The sequence below is a fragment of the Cupriavidus gilardii genome (genome assembly GCF_008801915.1).
In the GTDB taxonomy this organism is placed as follows: domain Bacteria; phylum Pseudomonadota; class Gammaproteobacteria; order Burkholderiales; family Burkholderiaceae; genus Cupriavidus; species Cupriavidus gilardii.
The window spans coordinates 76297-94125 of record NZ_VZOV01000003.1; the positions used below are offsets into that span (position 1 = coordinate 76297).

The 17829-nt window shown below is 66.3% G+C and carries 18 protein-coding genes; 8 read left to right on the forward strand and 10 right to left on the reverse strand.

Going from position 1 to position 17829, the window contains the following annotated elements; genetic code table 11:
• Positions 1-46: 46 nt before the first annotated feature.
• The 3 genes from F7Q96_RS05940 to mutL all read right to left on the reverse strand — a co-directional run bounded on the left by F7Q96_RS05940 (position 47) and on the right by mutL (position 3610).
• Positions 47-553: a GNAT family N-acetyltransferase gene (locus F7Q96_RS05940; RefSeq protein WP_053822462.1), complete on the reverse strand. Its 507-nt coding sequence runs from the start codon at positions 551-553 to the stop codon at positions 47-49.
• A 71-nt stretch (positions 554-624) separates the two neighbouring features.
• Positions 625-1578 (reverse strand): tRNA (adenosine(37)-N6)-dimethylallyltransferase MiaA, encoded by a 954-nt coding sequence (miaA, locus tag F7Q96_RS05945; RefSeq protein ID WP_053822461.1) that lies wholly within the window; start codon positions 1576-1578, stop codon positions 625-627.
• A gap of 34 nt (positions 1579-1612) precedes the next feature.
• Complete coding sequence (gene mutL / locus F7Q96_RS05950; protein ID WP_151022244.1) at positions 1613-3610, reverse strand: DNA mismatch repair endonuclease MutL; 1998 nt, start codon at positions 3608-3610, stop codon at positions 1613-1615.
• Between the two features lie 173 nt (positions 3611-3783).
• Here mutL and F7Q96_RS05955 point away from each other — a divergent pair, with 173 nt between their 5' ends.
• Entirely contained in the window at positions 3784-4431 is a 648-nt protein-coding gene (locus F7Q96_RS05955) for a VTT domain-containing protein (RefSeq protein ID WP_170265880.1), read from the forward strand.
• A gap of 93 nt (positions 4432-4524) precedes the next feature.
• On the opposite strand, the gene F7Q96_RS05960 is transcribed toward F7Q96_RS05955, so the two are convergent.
• Together F7Q96_RS05960 and murJ are read right to left on the reverse strand one after the other, a co-directional pair.
• Positions 4525-5373, reverse strand: coding sequence for a SirB1 family protein (locus tag F7Q96_RS05960; RefSeq protein WP_023263957.1), 849 nt, complete (start codon positions 5371-5373; stop codon positions 4525-4527).
• Positions 5374-5406: 33 nt separating this feature from the next.
• Positions 5407-6957 (reverse strand): murein biosynthesis integral membrane protein MurJ, encoded by a 1551-nt coding sequence (gene murJ, locus F7Q96_RS05965; RefSeq protein ID WP_053822458.1) that lies wholly within the window; start codon positions 6955-6957, stop codon positions 5407-5409.
• Between the two features lie 329 nt (positions 6958-7286).
• Here murJ and rpsT point away from each other — a divergent pair, with 329 nt between their 5' ends.
• Positions 7287-7553: a 30S ribosomal protein S20 gene (gene rpsT / locus F7Q96_RS05970; protein ID WP_006579059.1), complete on the forward strand. Its 267-nt coding sequence runs from the start codon at positions 7287-7289 to the stop codon at positions 7551-7553.
• A 106-nt stretch (positions 7554-7659) separates the two neighbouring features.
• Here the strand turns inward: rpsT and F7Q96_RS05975 are convergent, their stop codons facing one another.
• Complete coding sequence (locus tag F7Q96_RS05975; protein WP_006579060.1) at positions 7660-7959, reverse strand: DUF3579 domain-containing protein; 300 nt, start codon at positions 7957-7959, stop codon at positions 7660-7662.
• A 404-nt stretch (positions 7960-8363) separates the two neighbouring features.
• On the opposite strand from F7Q96_RS05975, the gene argF reads away from it, so the two are divergent.
• The 4 genes from argF to F7Q96_RS05995 all read left to right on the forward strand — a co-directional run bounded on the left by argF (position 8364) and on the right by F7Q96_RS05995 (position 12265).
• Positions 8364-9287: an ornithine carbamoyltransferase gene (gene argF / locus F7Q96_RS05980; protein WP_053822457.1), complete on the forward strand. Its 924-nt coding sequence runs from the start codon at positions 8364-8366 to the stop codon at positions 9285-9287.
• Between the two features lie 163 nt (positions 9288-9450).
• A complete protein-coding gene (locus F7Q96_RS05985) occupies positions 9451-10680 on the forward strand; it encodes an argininosuccinate synthase (RefSeq protein ID WP_053822456.1) in 1230 nt (409 codons plus the stop codon).
• Positions 10681-10836: 156 nt separating this feature from the next.
• Positions 10837-11148, forward strand: coding sequence for a pyrimidine/purine nucleoside phosphorylase (gene ppnP, locus F7Q96_RS05990; RefSeq protein ID WP_053822455.1), 312 nt, complete (start codon positions 10837-10839; stop codon positions 11146-11148).
• Positions 11149-11224: 76 nt separating this feature from the next.
• Positions 11225-12265, forward strand: a complete 1041-nt coding sequence (locus F7Q96_RS05995) for a patatin-like phospholipase family protein (RefSeq protein ID WP_053822454.1) — start codon at positions 11225-11227, stop codon at positions 12263-12265.
• Positions 12266-12314: 49 nt separating this feature from the next.
• Here the strand turns inward: F7Q96_RS05995 and murB are convergent, their stop codons facing one another.
• On the reverse strand, positions 12315-13325 hold the full coding sequence (gene murB, locus F7Q96_RS06000) for a UDP-N-acetylmuramate dehydrogenase (RefSeq protein WP_053822453.1): 1011 nt from the start codon (positions 13323-13325) through the stop codon (positions 12315-12317).
• A gap of 169 nt (positions 13326-13494) precedes the next feature.
• Here murB and F7Q96_RS06005 point away from each other — a divergent pair, with 169 nt between their 5' ends.
• On the forward strand, positions 13495-13980 hold the full coding sequence (locus tag F7Q96_RS06005) for a YajQ family cyclic di-GMP-binding protein (protein ID WP_053822452.1): 486 nt from the start codon (positions 13495-13497) through the stop codon (positions 13978-13980).
• Between the two features lie 83 nt (positions 13981-14063).
• Here the strand turns inward: F7Q96_RS06005 and F7Q96_RS06010 are convergent, their stop codons facing one another.
• Both F7Q96_RS06010 and F7Q96_RS06015 read right to left on the reverse strand, forming a co-directional pair.
• Positions 14064-14561: a DUF192 domain-containing protein gene (locus F7Q96_RS06010; protein ID WP_170265883.1), complete on the reverse strand. Its 498-nt coding sequence runs from the start codon at positions 14559-14561 to the stop codon at positions 14064-14066.
• Positions 14562-14693: 132 nt separating this feature from the next.
• The gene (locus tag F7Q96_RS06015; RefSeq protein ID WP_082371545.1) at positions 14694-15386 is read right to left on the reverse strand and encodes a pseudouridine synthase; all 693 of its coding nucleotides are present in this window, start codon (positions 15384-15386) and stop codon (positions 14694-14696) included.
• 264 nt (positions 15387-15650) lie between these two features.
• Here F7Q96_RS06015 and icd point away from each other — a divergent pair, with 264 nt between their 5' ends.
• Positions 15651-16901 (forward strand): NADP-dependent isocitrate dehydrogenase, encoded by a 1251-nt coding sequence (gene icd, locus F7Q96_RS06020; protein ID WP_023263378.1) that lies wholly within the window; start codon positions 15651-15653, stop codon positions 16899-16901.
• Between the two features lie 281 nt (positions 16902-17182).
• Here the strand turns inward: icd and F7Q96_RS06025 are convergent, their stop codons facing one another.
• On the reverse strand, positions 17183-17389 hold the full coding sequence (locus F7Q96_RS06025; protein WP_006578050.1) for a cold-shock protein: 207 nt from the start codon (positions 17387-17389) through the stop codon (positions 17183-17185).
• Positions 17390-17829: the final 440 nt, after the last annotated feature.

The following is a 17829-nucleotide window of genomic DNA, read 5'->3' on the forward strand; positions in this document are numbered from 1 at the left end:
GGCATCCGCCTGTTTTTGTTTGGGGCGCGCCGCTGCGGTGTTGAGGTCAGCCTTGCCTGGCCGCCATCGCCGTCAACGCTTCGCCGGTGACCCGGCAGATGCGCCAGTCCGGCAGCACGCTCGCGCCCATCGCGCGATAGAAGTCGATCGACGGCGTGTTCCAGTCCAGCACCGTCCATTCGAAACGACCGCAACCGCGCTCGACCGCCAGCCCTGCCAGATGGACCAGCAAGGCCTTGCCGATGCCGTGGCCGCGCCAGGCCGGCTCGACGTACAGGTCCTCGAGGTAGAGGCCCGGCTTGGCCAGGAACGTCGAATAGTTGTGGAAGAACAGCGCGAAGCCGATGGCGCGGGGGCCTTCGGGTGTTGGCACCTCGGCCAGCACCGCCTCGGCCAGCGGCCGCTCGCCGAACAGCGTCCGGCGCAGCTTCTCGGGCGTCGCCTCGACCAGATGGGTCAGCTTCTCGTACTCGGCGAGTTCGGCGATCAGGCGCAGCAGCGTGTCGCAGTCGGCGGCGGTGGCGGGGCGTAGCGTGAAGGCGGCGTCGGTCATGGCGGCAGAATTCGAGTCAGGAGTCCGGACGGGACGAAGCCGCGATTATCGCGCGCTGCGTGCGTCCCTGGCTACGAGCCCAACCGCGCCAGCCGCGCCACCTGATCGACATAGTCGGGCGCCAGGCAATCGACCACCAGCCGTTCCGGCGTCGAGCGCAGCCACGTCAGCTGGCGCTTGCACAGCTGGCGGGTCGCGGCGATGCCGCGCTCGCGCATCGTGGCGAAATCGCAGTGGCCGTCCAGGTATTCCCAGACCTGCCGGTAGCCGACGCAGCGGATCGACGGCAGCCCCGGATGCAGGTCGCCGCGCGAGCGCAGGCGCTCGACCTCGTCGAGCAGGCCGCCGCCCAGCATTGCGTCGAAGCGGGCCTCGATGCGCGCGTGCAGCACGGCGCGGTCCGACGGCTCCAGCGCGATGGCGCGGAAACGCGAGCCCGCCTGGCCATCGAAGGTACGCGCATCGGCCTCGCGGGCCAGCAGCGCCGACATCGGCTGCCCGGTCAGCCGGTGAATCTCGAGCGCGCGCTGGATGCGCTGCGAATCGTTGGGCGCCAGCCGGGCCGCGGTGACTGGGTCGACCTGGGCAAGCATCGCATGCAGGGCGGGCCAGCCGCGCTCTTCGGCCAGTCGGTCGAGCTCGGCGCGCACCTGCGGATCGGCCTGCGGCAGATCGTTCAGGCCCTGGGTCAGCGCCTTGTAGTACAGCATGGTGCCGCCGACGATCAGCGGCTCGCGGTCGCGCGCGCGGATCGATTCGACCAGCGCATTGGTGTCGGCGACGAATTGCGCGGCCGAATAACTGTCGGCGGGATCGATGATGTCGATCAGATGGTGGGGCACCGCGGCCAGTTCGGCGGCGGAGGGCTTGGCGGTGCCGACGTCCATCTCGCGATAGACCAGCGCCGAATCCATGCTGATGATCTCGATCGGCGCGCGTGCGGCCAGCGCCAGCGCGGCCGCGGTCTTGCCCGAGGCGGTGGGGCCGAGCAGGCAGACGATCGGAGCGGGCGAAGCGGCGGCCATGGAGGAAGCGGGCGGCGACAGCGAGGGTGCGGCCTTACTGGCCGCGCAGGAACAGGCGGTCCAGCTCGGCCACGGTGAGCTGGACCCAGGTCGGCCGGCCATGGTTGCACTGGTCGGCGCGCTCGGTCTGCTCCATCTGTCGCAGCAGCGCGTTCATTTCCTCGACGGTCAGCTTGCGATTGGCGCGCACCGCGCTGTGGCAGGCCAGCGTCGCCAGCAGTTCGTTCTGACGCTCGGCCAGCACGCGGGAACCGCCGTAGGCGTGCAGATCGCGCAGCACGTCGCGCGCCAGCGCCTCGGCGTCGGCCTGCTTGAGCAGCGCGGGAATGGCGCGCACCGCCAGCGTGGTTGGCGACACCGGTGCGATATCGAAACCGAGCAGCGCCAGCGTCTCCTGATGTTCCTCGGCTGCGCCGATCTCGACCGGGCTGGCCGGCAGCGTGACCGGAATGAGCAGCGGCTGCACCGTCATCCGGCGCGCGTCGAGCGCGGTCTTGATCTGCTCGTACAGGATCCGTTCGTGCGCGGCGTGCATGTCGACCAGCACCAGCCCGCGCGCGTTCTGCGCCAGCACGTAGATGCCGTGCAGTTGGGCGATGGCGTAGCCGAGCGGATGGTCGTCGGCGTCGTCCTGCAGGCCCACGGTGGCACGCGGCGCCTGCGTCGGCGCGCCGTCGAGCAGCGACGGCGGTTCGTTTTCTCGCGCGGCACGCGCATCGGCCAGCCATGCGGGCGGCTGGCTCGACGGCGCGAAGCGCTGGCCGGCCGGCGACAGCGCATCGCGCACCATGCCCAGATAAGCCTGCCGCGGCTGGGCGATGCCCAGTTCGGTCTGGCGTGCCACGGCGGTGTAATCGACCCAGGGGCGCCCGCCGGGTTGCGCAGGGCTGGTGGCCGCGACGCGCAGCGCCGGCGCCTGGCCACCATGGCCGACGCCGATGTCGGCGGTATGCAGGCTGTCGCCGTTCTCGCCCGCCTGGCGCGCCAGGCAGCGCTGTACCGCGTGGTAGACGAACTGATGGACCGCGCGCGACTCGCGGAAGCGCACCTCGATCTTGGATGGGTGCACGTTGACGTCGACCAGCTCGGGCGGCAGGTCCAGGCACAGCACATACGCCGGGAAACGGTCGCCGTGCAGCACGTCCTGATAGGCGCTGCGCACGGCGTGCGTCAGCAGCTTGTCGCGGACGAAGCGGCCATTGACGAAGAAGAACTGCTGGTCGGGACGGCCGCGCGAGGCGGTCGGCAGTCCGGCGAAGCCGTACAGCGCGAGGTCGCCGGCCTGTTCCTCCAGCGGCAGCCGCGCGCGTGCAAATTCGCTGCCCAGCACCTGGGCCGTACGCGTGGCGACATCGCCCGCGTTCCAGTGCTCCATTGGCTTGCCGTTGTGATGAACCGACAGCGTGACGTCGGGCCGCGCCAGCGCGATGCGCCGGATCACCTCGAGGCAATGGCCGAGCTCGGTCTGTTCGCTCTTCAGGAATTTGCGGCGCGCGGGCGTATTGAAGTACAGGTGCTGCACGTCGACGGTGGTGCCGACTCCGCCCGACGCGGGCTGCAGCGCCCCGGTATCCGCGTGGATCTGGCTGGCGTGGGGGCAGTTTGCCGTGCGGCTGGTCAGCACCAGCTGCGAGACCGAGGCAATCGAGGCCAGCGCCTCGCCGCGAAATCCCAGCGTCAGCACCGATTCCAGTTCGTCGAGCGAGGCGATCTTGCTGGTGGCATGGCGCATCAGCGCGACCGCCAGTTCGTCGGCCGGGATGCCGCAGCCATTGTCCGTGATCACGATGCGGCGTACGCCCCCTTCCTCGAGCCGGATCGACAGCTGTGTCGCGCCGGCATCGAGGGCGTTCTCCAGCAGCTCCTTGACTACCGAGGCCGGGCGCTCGACCACCTCGCCGGCCGCGATCTGGCTGACCAGCTGGTCGGGCAGCGGACGGATCGGCCGGGCCGGCCCCAGGCGGCGCCGGGGGCGTTCGGCCGAGGCGGCGTCGGAGGCTGGAGAGGCGGAGGAGGAGTGCGGCGCGGACATGGCAGCGATTATACGTGCCGGCTTCATTGCGGCCTTCTCATGGTTTCGTGGCTGCCTTGCGTGCGCGAGGTCGCACTCACGGTCCGCAGGCGGCCGTTTCGTCGCCGGTGCGGGCACGTTCGTCTTGTATGATGTCGGGCTGGAAAAAGTTGGGGAACGTCTTGGATATCGTATTGCAGGTGATTGACATGCTGCTGCATGTCGACAAGTACCTCGGCACCGTGATTCAGCAATATGGCGCCTGGGTCTACGCCATTCTGTTCGCGATCGTCTTTGCCGAGACCGGCCTGGTGGTGGCGCCTTTCCTGCCCGGCGATTCGCTGCTCTTCATCGCCGGCGCCTTCTGCGCGACGGGGGCGATGAACGAGTGGGTGCTGATCGGCCTGCTGCTGGTCGCCGCGATCGGCGGCAATACCGTCAACTACTGGGTCGGCAGCTGGATCGGACCCAAGGTGTTCGACCATCAATGGCGCTTCCTGGACCAGCAGGCACTGCGCAAGACCCACGACTTCTACGAGCGCCACGGCGGCAAGACGCTGGTGATCGCCCGTTTCGTGCCCATCGTGCGGACCTTTGCCCCATTCGTGGCCGGCGTGTCGCAGATGACCTTCGCGCGCTTCCAGCTGTTCAATGTGGTCGGCGCCGTCACCTGGGTGGTGGGCCTGGTGTTTGCGGGCTACTTCTTCGGCAACCTGCCGTTCATCAAGCAATACCTGAACCTGATCGTGCTGGTCGGCATCAGCGCGGCGATCGTACCGCTGATCCTCGGCGGGCTGTGGCGCCTGGTGCGGCGAGGCGACAAGCGCCGCCGCGTGTCGTAAGGCGCAGCTTGATGCCAGGCCGGCACCGTTGCGATGCCGGCCTGTCGCTTCGTTCTTCCTTCGTTTCTCGGTGACTTCGTTCCCTGCGGGCGCTCAATTCAGCGACCGGCTCATCATCCGCAGCGCCGGCATGCGGTCGCGGATCTGGGTCGAATCGGCCGCGTCGGGCCGGGCGCTGACATAGGCCTCCAGATCTTCCAGCGCGGGCCGGAAGCATTCCAGATTCGCGTAGGCCAGGCCCCGGTCGCGCACTTCCTCGATCGAATCGGGCAGCAGGATCACCAGCCGGTTCTGCACCGCCAGCAGCCGCTGCCAGCGCGACTCCTGCAGATAGATCGCCTTCAGATTGCGCAGCATCCGCGCGATGATCTCGCGGTGGCTGGCCGTCTGCAGGAACAGGCCCAGCGGCACCGCGTTCGGATCGGCGATGCCCTCGCGCTCGAGGTACGGGTCGAGCATGTCCTGCAGCTGCTCCTTGGACAGCGTCTCGCCGGTCAGCGGATCGAGCACGACCTCGCCCGCTGGAATCGACATCCGCAGCAGGAAGTGGTTGGGGAAGGAGACCCCCTTGAGCGGCAGGCCGATCTGCTGGCCCAGCTCCATGTACAGCACCGCGAGCGAGATCGGAATGCCGCGCCGCTGCCGCAGCACCACGTTCAGATACGAGTTGTCGGGGTCGTAGTAGTCGTTCGCGTTGGGCCCGAAGCCCAGGTCGCGATAGAAGAAATGGTTCAGCAGTCGCAGGCGTTGAATGGCGGGGGTGCCGTCGGCGATCCGGCGTTTGAGCCGCAGCGCCAGCACATCGATGGCGGCCAGTTCGGCCTGCAGGTCCAGGTCAGGGTAGGCGTCCTGTGCGATCGACAGGGCCGTTTCGGTCAGCGGGATGCCGCTGTCGTCCGCCACCAGCGCGGCAAAATAGTCCAGGACTTTGGTCGAGGTCATAGCGGTTCCTGGTTGCGGCCGGCGCCATGGTCTTCAGACAGCTTTGCGCTTGAAGGCGGCATAGCGCAGGCCCGTGAGCCACAGTGTACCGAAGTAGACGACCGCCGCAAGCACCAGGCACGAGGCCATCAGCGCGATCCGCAGCAGCGGCGTGGTACCGAGGGCGACCCAGTCGAAGGTGCGCGCGAACCACAGCAGCACGCCGGCCAGCAGCGTCGCCGCCGCCGACAGCTGCGCGAAGAACAGCCACCAGCCGGGCGCGGGCCGGTAGACGCCGACGCGGCGCAGGCCGATGAACAGCAGCACGGCGTTCAGCGTCGCGCTGACGCTGATCGACAGCGCCAGGCCCGCGTGGCCGATCCACGGCACGAAGGCGAGGTTGGCGAGCTGGGTCATCACCAGCATCGCGATGGCGATCTTGACCGGGGTGCGGATGTCCTGGCGGGCGTAGAAGCCTGGCGCAAGAATCTTGACCAGGATCTGGCCCAGCAGGCCGACGCCGTAGGCCATCACCGCCAGCTTTGTCATCTCGACCGCATGGCCGTCGAACTTGCCGTAGTGGAACAGCACCGCGGTCAGCGGCCCGCCGAACACATAGAGGCCGATCGCGCTCGGGATTGCCAGCAGGAAGGTCAGCCGCAGGCCCCAGTCGAGCAGCGCCGAGTATTCGGCGCCGTCCTCGCGCGCGCTGGCCTTGGACAGGCTGGGCAGCAGGATCGTGCCGATCGCCACGCCGAGCAGCGCGGTCGGGAATTCCATCAGGCGGTCGGCATAGGTCAGGAACGACACGCTGCCGGTGGCCAGCCGCGACGCGATATTGGTATTGATGATCAGGCTGATCTGCGCGACCGATACGCCCAGCAGCGCCGGGCCCATCTGCCGCAGGATCCGGCGCACGCCGGGGTCGCGCCAGGCGGCGCGCAGGTTCACGCCGATGCGCGGCAGCATGCCGATGCGCTTGAGCGCCGGGATCTGGATCGCCAGCTGCAGCACGCCGCCGACCAGTACGCCCCAGGCCTGGGCGTAGATCGGCTGCTGCAGATGCGGCGCGACGAACAGCGCCGCGCCGATCAGCGACAGGTTCAGCAGCACCGGCGTGAAGGCCGGCACCGCGAAGTTGCGCCAGGTGTTCAGCACGCCCGAGGCCAGCGCGACCATCGAAATCAGCCCGATGTACGGAAACATTACGCGGGTCATGAAGACGGCCGCGTCGTAGGTCTGGTGGTCGCCGCGGAAACCGGTTGCGACGATCGTCATGATCACCGGGGCCGCCAGCACGCCGATCAGCGACACCGCGGCCAGGGCCCACGCCATCACGGTGGCCACCGCATCGACCAGCAGCCGGGTCGGCTCGTCGCCGCGCTTGCCGTGGTATTCGCCGAGGATCGGCACGAAGGCCTGCTGGAAGGCACCTTCGCCGAAGATCCGGCGCAGCATGTTCGGGATGCGGAAGGCGACATTGAACGCGTCGGTCATGTCCGAGGCGCCGAACGCGCGGGCGATCAGGATCTCGCGGATCAGGCCGGTGATGCGCGACAGCATCGTCAGGCCGCTGATGGTGGCGAGCGATTTGAGCAGGTTCAAGGTCGGGGAGACAGGAAACGGTTGGAGCGCCGCCTCGGGGCGCGTCGCTGGGCGGCAGACCGCAGTCAGACGGCATCCGGACGCCGAAAGTTGCAATCGCACCACACCGGGCGAGCCGGGGCCCGCCAATTGTGGCGCCAATTATACGGATTGGAGTGCGCGGCCCGCCGCCTTCGCCGAGGGGCGGGATCTTCCTTGCGGCGGCTTCGATCTTGTGTGTATAATCGCCGATTCGAGAAGATAGTTGCGTTCCGGATTCGTGTGTCAGTGCATCCCGGGTCGCTCTTGTGCAATCCACGCACGCATCTGAATTCAGGATATTTAACGAAATGGCAAATTCCGCACAAGCTCGCAAGCGCGCGCGTCAAGCCGTCGCCCAGAACGCGCACAACTCCAGCCTGCGCTCGCGTCTGCGCACCGCCGTCAAGGCTGTCCGCAAGGCGATCGATGCCGGCGACAAGGCAGCTGCTGCCGAGATCTTCAAGAACTCGCAAGCCGTGATCGACAGCATCGCCGACAAGAAGATCGTTCACAAGAACAAGGCAGCGCGCCACAAGTCGCGCCTGTCGGCTGCGATCAAGGCCATGGCCGCCTGATTGCCGCGTTCACCGGCCGCGCCTGGCGCGCGGTCGGCGCAGTAAAAAAGCCCGTCCGATGACGGGCTTTTTGCATTTCGGCTTTCCGCTCGATGCGGCCTTCCGCTCAATCCAGCGAGCAGGCCTCGACCAGCTGCAGGTGGTTGTCGCGCGCGAAGTTCAGCACGAAGTCCAGCGCCTTGGGCTCGATCTCGCGCAGCCTTGCATCGACCACCACGCACTTGACGCCGCCCGACATCACCGGGCGCACGTAAGGGGAGTAGGTCAGGCGGGGATCGCCGGTATCGCCGGGCGGGCGGAATTGCGCCATCACGCCGCACAGCCGTTCAGCCCAATCGCTCGGACGGAAGGTCTTGCCTTCCTTGGTGATGCCCTGGATGAAGTACTGGCGAACGGTGGAATTCATGGACTGCGGTGAGGCTGGTGACTCGACGGGAAACCCGCAACGGGCGCCCGTTTGACGCGGCGAGCGGCGATGGGTTCGCGCGAATCTGGCCGGAAGGCGGGGCGTCGGGAGTGGCGGGGGCACTTTTGATGCCGGCGGCGGGCGGCGGCAAGGGTATGCCGGGCCCCGCGTGAATCAGCGAGTATTATATCTTATATAAGACTGCCGCATAAGCCGCCGCATGGCCCGGCACAGGGCTTTGCCGGCATGGCCGGGTGCCCGCCCAGGCTCGCCAAAGCAGGAATAATCCCTTATGATTCCTGAACTCACATTGCGCAAGCGACGCGAAAGGCGGCTCCGCGACAGCGTGGTTCCATGACCGTTCATGGCCTCGCGTGTCCCCATCGAGCCGCCTTCTTTGTTTTATGAGCCCAACGCCGATCAAGCACTACCTCCAGTTCAGCGACCTCGATGCGAAGGAGTACGAGTACCTGCTCGACCGCGCCCGGATTCTGAAGACCAAGTTCAAGAACTACGAGACCTGGCATCCGCTGCACGACCGTACGCTGGCGATGATCTTCGAGAAGAACTCGACCCGCACGCGGCTGTCGTTCGAGGCCGGCATCCACCAGCTCGGCGGTCACGCGGTGTTCCTGAACACGCGCGACTCGCAGCTGGGCCGCGGCGAGCCGATCGAGGACGCGGCGCAGGTGATCTCCCGCATGGTGGACATCATCATGATCCGCACGTTCGGCCAGGAGATCATCGACCGTTTCGCGGCCCATTCGCGCGTGCCGGTGATCAATGGGCTGACCAACGAATACCATCCTTGCCAGGTGCTGGCCGACGTCTTCACCTATATCGAGCATCGCGGCAGCATCCGCGGCAAGGTCGTGGCGTGGATCGGCGATGCCAACAACATGGCCTACACGTGGATCCAGGCCGCCGAGCGGCTGGGCTTCACCTTCCATTTCTCGGCGCCGCCGGGGTATCAGCTCGATCCGGCGATGGTGCCGGCCAGCGCCGCGAGCCTGGTCAAGGTCTTCGACGATCCGCTGGCCGCGTGCCAGGGCGCCGATCTGGTGACCACCGACGTCTGGACCAGCATGGGCTTCGAGGCCGAGAACGAGGTCCGCAAGCGCGCCTTCCAGGACTGGATGGTGACCACCGCGATGATGGACCGCGCCAATCCCGACGCGCTGTTCATGCACTGCCTGCCGGCGCACCGCGGCGAGGAAGTCGAGGCGGCCGTGATCGACGGACCGAAGAGCGTGGTCTGGGACGAGGCCGAGAACCGGCTGCACGTGCAGAAGGCGCTGATGGAGTACCTGCTGTGCGGGCGCTATTGAACGGTTGATCCGATCGATCGTCTGGCGCCCGAGCCGCGCCGTCCGGCGATGTGGCGCCCAAGCCCGGGCGGTCATGTCAAAATAGCGGCTTTCCGTTTTCCTTATCCGATGCGCGGGCTGTCTTACCTGCCGGTCCGCGCCTCCTTTGCGCATCGAGTCGAACATGAGCGATATCAAGAAAGTCGTGCTCGCCTACTCCGGCGGGCTGGACACTTCGGTGATCCTGAAGTGGCTGCAAGACACCTACCAATGCGAGGTGGTCACCTTCACGGCCGACATCGGCCAGGGTGAGGAGCTGGAGCCGGCTCGCCAGAAGGCGCTCAAGTTCGGCATCAAGCCCGAGAACATCTTCATCGACGACCTGCGCGAAGAATTCGTGCGCGACTTCGTCTTCCCGATGTTCCGCGCCAATGCCGTCTACGAAGGCGAATACCTGCTGGGCACGTCGATCGCCCGTCCGCTGATCGCCAAGCGCCAGATCGAGATCCTGCGCAGCACCGGCGCCGACGCCGTGTCGCACGGCGCCACCGGCAAGGGCAACGACCAGGTTCGCTTCGAGCTCGCCTATTACGGCCTGGAGCCGGGCGTCAAGGTCATCGCCCCGTGGCGCGAATGGGACCTGCTGTCGCGCGAGAAGCTGCTGGCCTACGCCGAGAAGGCGGGCATCGAGATCGACATGAAGCACAAGAAGGGCGGCGCCCCGTACTCGATGGACGCCAACCTGCTGCACATCTCGTTCGAAGGCCGCCATCTGGAAGACCCGAAGGCAGAGGCCGAGGAAGACATGTGGCGCTGGACGGTGTCGCCGGAGCAGGCGCCGGACGCGCCCGAGTTCCTCGACATCGAGTTCGAGCGGGGCGATATCGTCGCGCTGAACGGCAAGCGCATGTCGCCGGCCGAAGTGCTGACCGAACTGAACCGCCTGGGCGGCAAGCATGGCATCGGCCGTCTGGACCTGGTCGAGAACCGCTACGTCGGCATGAAGAGCCGCGGCTGCTATGAAACGCCGGGAGGCACGATCCTGCTGCGGGCCCACCGCGCGATCGAATCGATCACGCTGGACCGCGAAGTCGCCCACCTGAAGGACGACCTGATGCCGCGCTACGCCAGCCTGATCTACAACGGCTACTGGTGGAGCCCGGAGCGCCGCGCACTGCAGGTGCTGATCGACCATACGCAGCAGAACGTCAACGGCTGGGTGCGCGTCAAGCTGTACAAGGGCAACGTCATCGTGCTGGCCCGCGATTCGAAGGACACGCTGTTCGACAAGAACATCGCCACTTTCGACGACGACTTCGGCGCCTACAACCAGGCCGACGCCGGCGGCTTCATCAAGCTGAACGCGCTGCGCATGCGCATCGCCGAGAACGCCCGCCGCCAGCGCGGCAAGTAAGTCGCCAGCGAGCGGCTATCACGCGCATCGGCAAGGAAGGAGAGGGGCCCTGGCGGCCCCTCTTTTCATGTCCGCGCAGGTCCGCGCGTGTCGGCATGTCCGTGCAAGTCGGCGCAGGTCTGTACACCAATTCCATCGTTTGTCAGGAGAGTCACCATGAGCCAGTTCGACAATGTTTCCGTGGTCAAGCAAGCCAATCTGTATTTCGACGGCAAATGCGTCAGCCACACCGTGCTGTTTCCGGACGGCACCCGCAAGACGCTGGGCGTGATCTTCCCCGCCTCGCTGACCTTCAAGACCGGCGCGCCGGAAATCATGGAAATCAATGCCGGCGTCTGCCGCGTGCGGCTGGCCGGCTCGGACGAATGGCAGACCTACGGCGCGGGCCAGCAGTTCAGCATTCCGGGCGACAGCAGCTTCGATATCGAAGTGCAGCAGACGCTCGACTACGTCTGCCACTTCGGCTGATCGCATCTCGCTTGTCCGCGGCGGCGCGCATGCCGCGGCCGTCTCTCTCGATCGTCACGCTTCACGGAGTTCCGGCATGGCAAATCGACACAAGCCGATCAATCTGGCGCTGCAAGGCGGCGGCGCGCACGGCGCCTTCGGCTGGGGCGTACTGGACGCGCTGCTGGAAGATGGCCGCCTGCGTTTCGACGGCATCAGCGGCACCAGCGCCGGCTCGATGAACGCGGTGGTGATGATCGATGGGCTGCTCGAGGGCGGCCCCGAGCGTGCAAGAGAGAAGCTGCACGACTTCTGGTTCGGCGTGTCGCGTGCAGGCTCGCCGTTCTCGACGATCGGCCAGCAGACGGTCGACTGGCTGTCGGGCCAACCGGGCAACAGCTGGCCGCTGCAGGACTGGATGCGGATGTGGTCCGGCTGGTGGAGCGCGACCGCGCAGGGCAGCACGTTCAACCCCTTGCGCGCGCTGCTCGAGGACCAGGTCGACTTCGAGCGCGTGCGGGCCTGCCCGGAGACGAAGCTGTTCATCGCCGCCACCGACGTCAACAGCGGCAATGTGCGCGTGTTCCAGACCGCCGATCTGTCCGTCGACGCGGTGCTCGCGTCGGCCTGCCTGCCCTATCTGTATCCGGCGATCGAGATCGGCGAGCGGTACTACTGGGACGGCGGCTATATGGGCAATCCGGTGCTGTTCCCGTTCTTCTACCAGACCGCGACCCGCGACATCCTGGTCGTCCATATCAATCCGATTTCGCGCCCGGACGTGCCCACGCAGCCGCAGGAAGTGATGGAGCGGCTCAACGAGATCACCTTCAACGCGTCGCTGCTGCGCGAGATGCGCGCGATCGCCTTCGTGCAGAAGCTGCTTGACGAGGAGTGGCTCAAGCCCGAATACCGCGACAAGCTCAAATACATCCTGCTGCATTCGATCCGGGCCGACGAGGCCCTGGCGGACCTGTCGTCGTCGACCAAGCTGGTGACCGACTGGAATTTCCTGCTGATGCTGCGCGAGCGCGGACGCGCTGCCGCGCAGGGCTGGTTGGATCAGCACTACGACGCCGTCGGCAAGCGCGGCACCGTCGATATCCGCAAGGAATTCCTGCAGGACATGCCGTTGTAGGTGTCGACGAACGGCGCGACCGCGAAGGGGGTTCGCAATACCGCTGGCGCTACAGCACCACCGGCTCGGGTTCGATCTCCACGCCGAAGCGCTGCCGCACCGTATCCGCAATGCGGGTTGCCAGCGCCAGCAGTGCGCGGCCATCGCCGCCGCCGTGGTGCACCAACACCAGCGCCTGCCGCTCGTGCACGCCGACCGGGCCTTCGCGCAGGCCCTTGAACCCGCAGCGGTCGATCAGCCAGCCGGCGGCCAACTTGTAGCTGCCGTCGGGCTGCCGATGGCTGACCAGGTCTGGGTGTTCGGCCACCAGCGCGTCGCGCTGCGCGGCGCCGACCACCGGATTCTTGAAGAAGCTGCCGGCATTGCCGAGCACAGCGGGGTCGGGCAGCTTGCGCTGGCGGATCGCGATGACCGCATCGCGGATCGCTGCCGCATCGGGTGCCGGATTGTCATGCAACTCACGGGCGAGTTCGGCATAGCCGAGCGCCGGCTGCCAGCGGCGGGGCAATCGCAGCGTGACCGCGGTGATCACGTAGCGATCGCGGCCCGCCTGCTTGAACAGGCTGTCCCGATAGCCGAACGCACAGTCGCTCAGGCTCAGCGTGACGAAGCGGCGGGTTTGCCGGTCCCAGGCGCGCAGGCTGTGGAAGCGCTCGCGCAGTTCGACGCCGTAGGCGCCGATGTTCTGGATCGGGGCGGCGCCCACGCTGCCCGGGATCAGCGCCAGGTTTTCGAGGCCGGGCATGCCGTCGGCGATGGTGCGGTTGACGGTCGCGTGCCAGCTCTCTCCGGCACCGACCGTCACGAGCCAGGCCTCGTCGTCACTGGCAACCGTGTAGCCCGGAATCTGCATCAGCAGCACCACCGCATCCAGATCGCCGGTCAGCACCACGTTGCTGCCGCCGCCCAGCACGACCACCGGCCGCTGTGCGGCGCGAGGGTCGGCCAGCGCCTCGACGAGGTCGCTTTCGCTGCGCACCGTCACCGCGAAGCGCGCGCGTACGTCGAAACCCAATGTGTTGTGCTGGCGCAGCGGATAAAATTCGTGGAAATCTGCCATGCGGAAAGAGTTGCCGGACGAGGATGCCCGGACAGCGGGATGGAAGCGGAACGGCCTGGACTGCAGGGTTGGCTGGATTATACGGAACCACCGGCGCCGGCCGGACAGGTTCAGCAATCGAACAGCGGTACCGAGGACCGAGGTACCGGACATTCAGAAGGAGTAGGCGATGCCGTCGTTTGACGTGGTGTGCGAAGCGAATATGGTCGAGGTCAAGAATGCGGTCGAGCAGGCCAACAAGGAAATCTCGACCCGCTTCGACTTCAAGGGTTCCGATTCCCGTGTCGAGCAGAAGGAAGGCGAACTGACCGCGTTTGCCGATGACGACTTCAAGCTCGGCCAGGTCAAGGATGTGCTGCTCAGCAAGATGGCCAAGCGCAATGTCGACGTGCGCTTCCTCGACTACGGCAAGACCGAGAAGATCAGCGGCGACAAGGTCAAGCAGGTCATCACGATCAAGAAGGGCGTGACCGGCGATCTGGCCAAGAAGATCGTGCGGATGATCAAGGACAGCAAGATCAAGGTACAGGCCAGCATCCAGGGCGATGCGGTGCGCGTGTCGGGCGCCAAGCGCGACGATCTGCAAAGCGTGATCGCGATGCTGCGCAAGGACGTATCCGAGGCGCCGCTGGACTTCAACAACTTCCGAGACTGAAGTCCGGAGCCAGCCATTGGCGATGACGACGCGGCCCGGCAGAGGGCCGCGTATTTCTTTCCGGCTCGTTCTTCCGAAGCCCTTTACTGCGCGGGCAGGCCGCCGATCTTCGCGCCGGCCTTGATGCCCTTCTGCGCGAACCACCCCTGGTTCATCTCCAGCGCATAGCGGATCGCCGCCTTCGGGCAGTGATTGTCCTCGCTGTGCGGCCGCATGTCCTCGATATTGACGATCGTCCCGTCGTCGGCCAGGAAGGCGATCGACAGCGGCAGCTCCGTGTTCTTCATCCAGAAGCAGTGGCCGGCCTTCTGCTCGAACACGAACAGCATGCCGGCATTGGCGGGCATCGACTTGCGATACATCAGGCCTTGCTGGCGGGACTGCTGGTCGGCCGCAACCTCGGCGCGGATCACGTACATGCCGGCGCTCAGCGAGACGACCGGCAGCCGCTGCTGCGCGTGCGCGAGCGGGGCCAGCAGCGCCGCGCCGCAGGCCAGGGCGGCGAGCCGGCGCGCCAGCGGGCGGCGGGATGAAGGAAGCGAAGCGCGATCGAGCGGGGCGGCGAACGGCGGACGGTGCAGTGGCATGGCGGGAAACGAGCGAAGGGCGCGAGTGGCGAAGGTCATCACGGCGGGGTCGGCAATACGCGGCGATACGCGGCTGTACGCGGCTGTACGCGGCGGAACGCAAGCCGCAAGCATAGCGCAGCGCGGCTAGGCCGGCCGGCGGCGGTTGGTACGGCCGGCGGTGCGCGCCGTCTCGGTACGGCCCGGGTTGGTGCGCCGTGCATTCGGGCTGGGCGGATTCGACCGCGGCCGCACGGGCGTCGTACCGCGGGCAGGGCCGGTCATGCCCAGGCTTTGCGGCGCGACTTCCTGCCATTGCCCCGGCGCCAGACCGAGCTGGCGCAGGTCCAGCGCACCGATGCCGACCCGGACCAGCCGCAGCGTCGGGTGGCCGACCGCCGCGGTCATGCGGCGCACCTGCCGGTTCTTGCCCTCGTGGATCACGATCTCGATCCACTGGGTCGGGATCGCCGCGCGATAGCGGATCGGCGGCGTGCGCGGCCACAGGAAAGCGGGCTCGTCGATCAATGTGGCCTGTGCCGGCAGCGTGTGGAAGTCGCCCAGATCCAGGCCGGCGCGCAGCCGGGCCAGCGCGGCCTCGTCCGGCACGCCTTCGACCTGCGCCAGATAGGTCTTGGCCAGCTTCTGGCGCGGGTCGGCGATGCGTGCCTGCAGCACGCCGTCGTCGGTCAGCAGCAGCAGCCCTTCGCTGTCGGCGTCGAGCCGGCCGGCGGGATAGACGTCCGGCATCGCGATCCAGTCGGCGAGCGTCTGCCGGCTCGGATGCGGCGAGAACTGGCTCATGGTGCCGAACGGCTTGTTCAGGGCGATCAGGGTCATGGGGGAACCGGTGCGGGAAAGGCGCCAGTATGCCGCAGCGGCGCGACGCCGGCGCCTGTCCGGGATGGCGGATGATGAAAAATTGCTGCATAATACGAAACCGGTCTTGTGTCTTATATAAGACTCAATTAGGACGCAGTCTCGCGATGCAGCAATGCCGGTGTCGCGAGGGCCGTTACAATGCCTCCCGCTAGGCCCGCATTTCGCCGTCTGGTCACGAACCCGCCGGCCGTTCGAAAACCCCCGTTCCGTACTGGAGACGTCATGTACCAACACATCAAGGTCCCGGCCGGTGAGAAGATCACGGTCAACCAGGATCTCTCGCTGAATGTTCCGGACAATCCGATCATCCCTTATATCGAAGGCGACGGTACCGGCTTCGATATCACCCCGGTGATGATCAAGGTGGTGGACGCGGCCGTGGCGAAGGCCTACGCCGGCAAGCGCAAGATCTCGTGGATGGAGATCTACGCCGGCGAGAAGTCGACCAAGGTCTATGGCCCGGATGTGTGGCTGCCCGACGAAACCCTGGACGTGCTGCGCGAATACGTGGTCTCGATCAAGGGCCCGCTGACCACGCCGGTCGGCGGCGGCATCCGCTCGCTGAACGTGGCGCTGCGCCAGCAGCTGGACCTGTATGTCTGCCTGCGCCCGGTGCGCTATTTCAAGGGCGTGCCCTCGCCGGTGCGCGAGCCCGAGAAGACCGACATGGTGATCTTCCGTGAGAACTCGGAAGACATCTACGCCGGTATCGAATGGGAAGCCGAAAGCGAGCAGGCCAAGAAGGTCATCGCCTTCCTGCAGAACGAAATGGGCGTCAAGAAGATCCGCTTCCCGGAAACCTCGGGTATCGGCGTCAAGCCCGTGTCGAAGCAGGGCACCCAGCGCCTGGTCCGCAAGGCCATCCAGTACGCGATCGACAACGACAAGCCCTCGGTGACCCTGGTCCACAAGGGCAACATCATGAAGTTCACCGAAGGCGGCTTCCGCGACTGGGGCTACGAGCTCGCGCAGAAGGAATTCGGTGCGGAGCTGATCGACGGCGGCCCGTGGTGCAAGTTCAAGAACCCGAAGACCGGCAAGGACATCATCGTCAAGGACGCGATCGCTGACGCGTTCCTGCAGCAGATCCTGCTGCGTCCGGCCGAATACTCGGTGATCGCGACGCTGAACCTGAACGGCGACTACGTTTCCGACGCGCTGGCCGCGCAGGTCGGCGGCATCGGCATCGCGCCGGGCGCCAACCTGTCGGACTCGGTGGCGATGTTCGAAGCCACCCACGGTACCGCGCCGAAGTACGCCGGCAAGGACTACGTGAATCCGGGTTCGGAAATCCTGTCGGCCGAAATGATGCTGCGCCATATGGGCTGGACCGAGGCCGCGGACCTGATCATCTCGTCGATGGAGAAGTCGATCCTGTCGAAGAAGGTCACGTACGACTTCGCCCGCCTGCTCGAAGGCGCGACGCAGGTTTCGTGCTCGGGCTTCGGTCAGGTGATGATCGACAATATGTAATCGCCCGCTTCGCTGGCGTCGCGCTGCCTCGCGGCCGCGCGGCGCACCGCGTTGGCGAAAAACCCCCGTTGCCGTCAGGCAGCGGGGGTTTGTTTTTCTTGCCAGCTTTCAGGCGGCGGAAATGCAATGGAAAAGGCCCGGCATTGCCGGGCCCTTTCCCCAGGATTCAACGACCTGCGCCTCGGCAATCGACGATTCGATTGCCCCCGCCGGACGCCTGCCGTCGAAGCCTGCAGCGACCGCCGCGCGCTCTGTCGGCCGGTGCGGTCGCGATGTCGCGCTCAGGCGGCGCTCTGGATGTTCGTGGCTTGCTTGCCCTTCGGACCTTGCACGATTTCGAACGAAACGCGCTGGCCCTCTTTCAGGGTCTTGAAGCCATTCATCTGGATAGCCGAAAAGTGCGCAAACAGTTCTTCGTTACCGTCGTCCGGGGTGATAAACCCGAAGCCCTTGGCATCATTGAACCATTTGACCGTACCGCTTGCCATAAACTCCCCCAACGAAAAAACAGATTTCAAACAGGGGGGCGCTCAGGCCAGCGGCAGATGCAACGAGGGGTTGCACCAAACACTGCAGCGCCTCTGTCGAGGCGCCGCTGCCGGCTCCGTAGGCCTCCCTGCTCACGGAGCACTCGAGGTCCGGTCTGTTGCTTTGGCTCGCGGGACCGGACCTGAATGTCCGAACGATTCTTCTGGCAAACAATCAGACTGTCAAGACGGCACATTCCCCACCCTGATGCCAATGTGGCAGGAATGGGACGGCTCGCAACCGTGCTACTGTGACGGCTCGCGCAGCGTATTGGAACGCTCTGGCGCACGCCTTCGGGCACGCCGTTCGCCGCTGCGCCGGGCGGCGTGGTTCGAGGGTCGAGGAATGGTCCTGAATTGGAAGCTTGCCCTTGAAACCGACAGCATTTGCCCAAATTGCA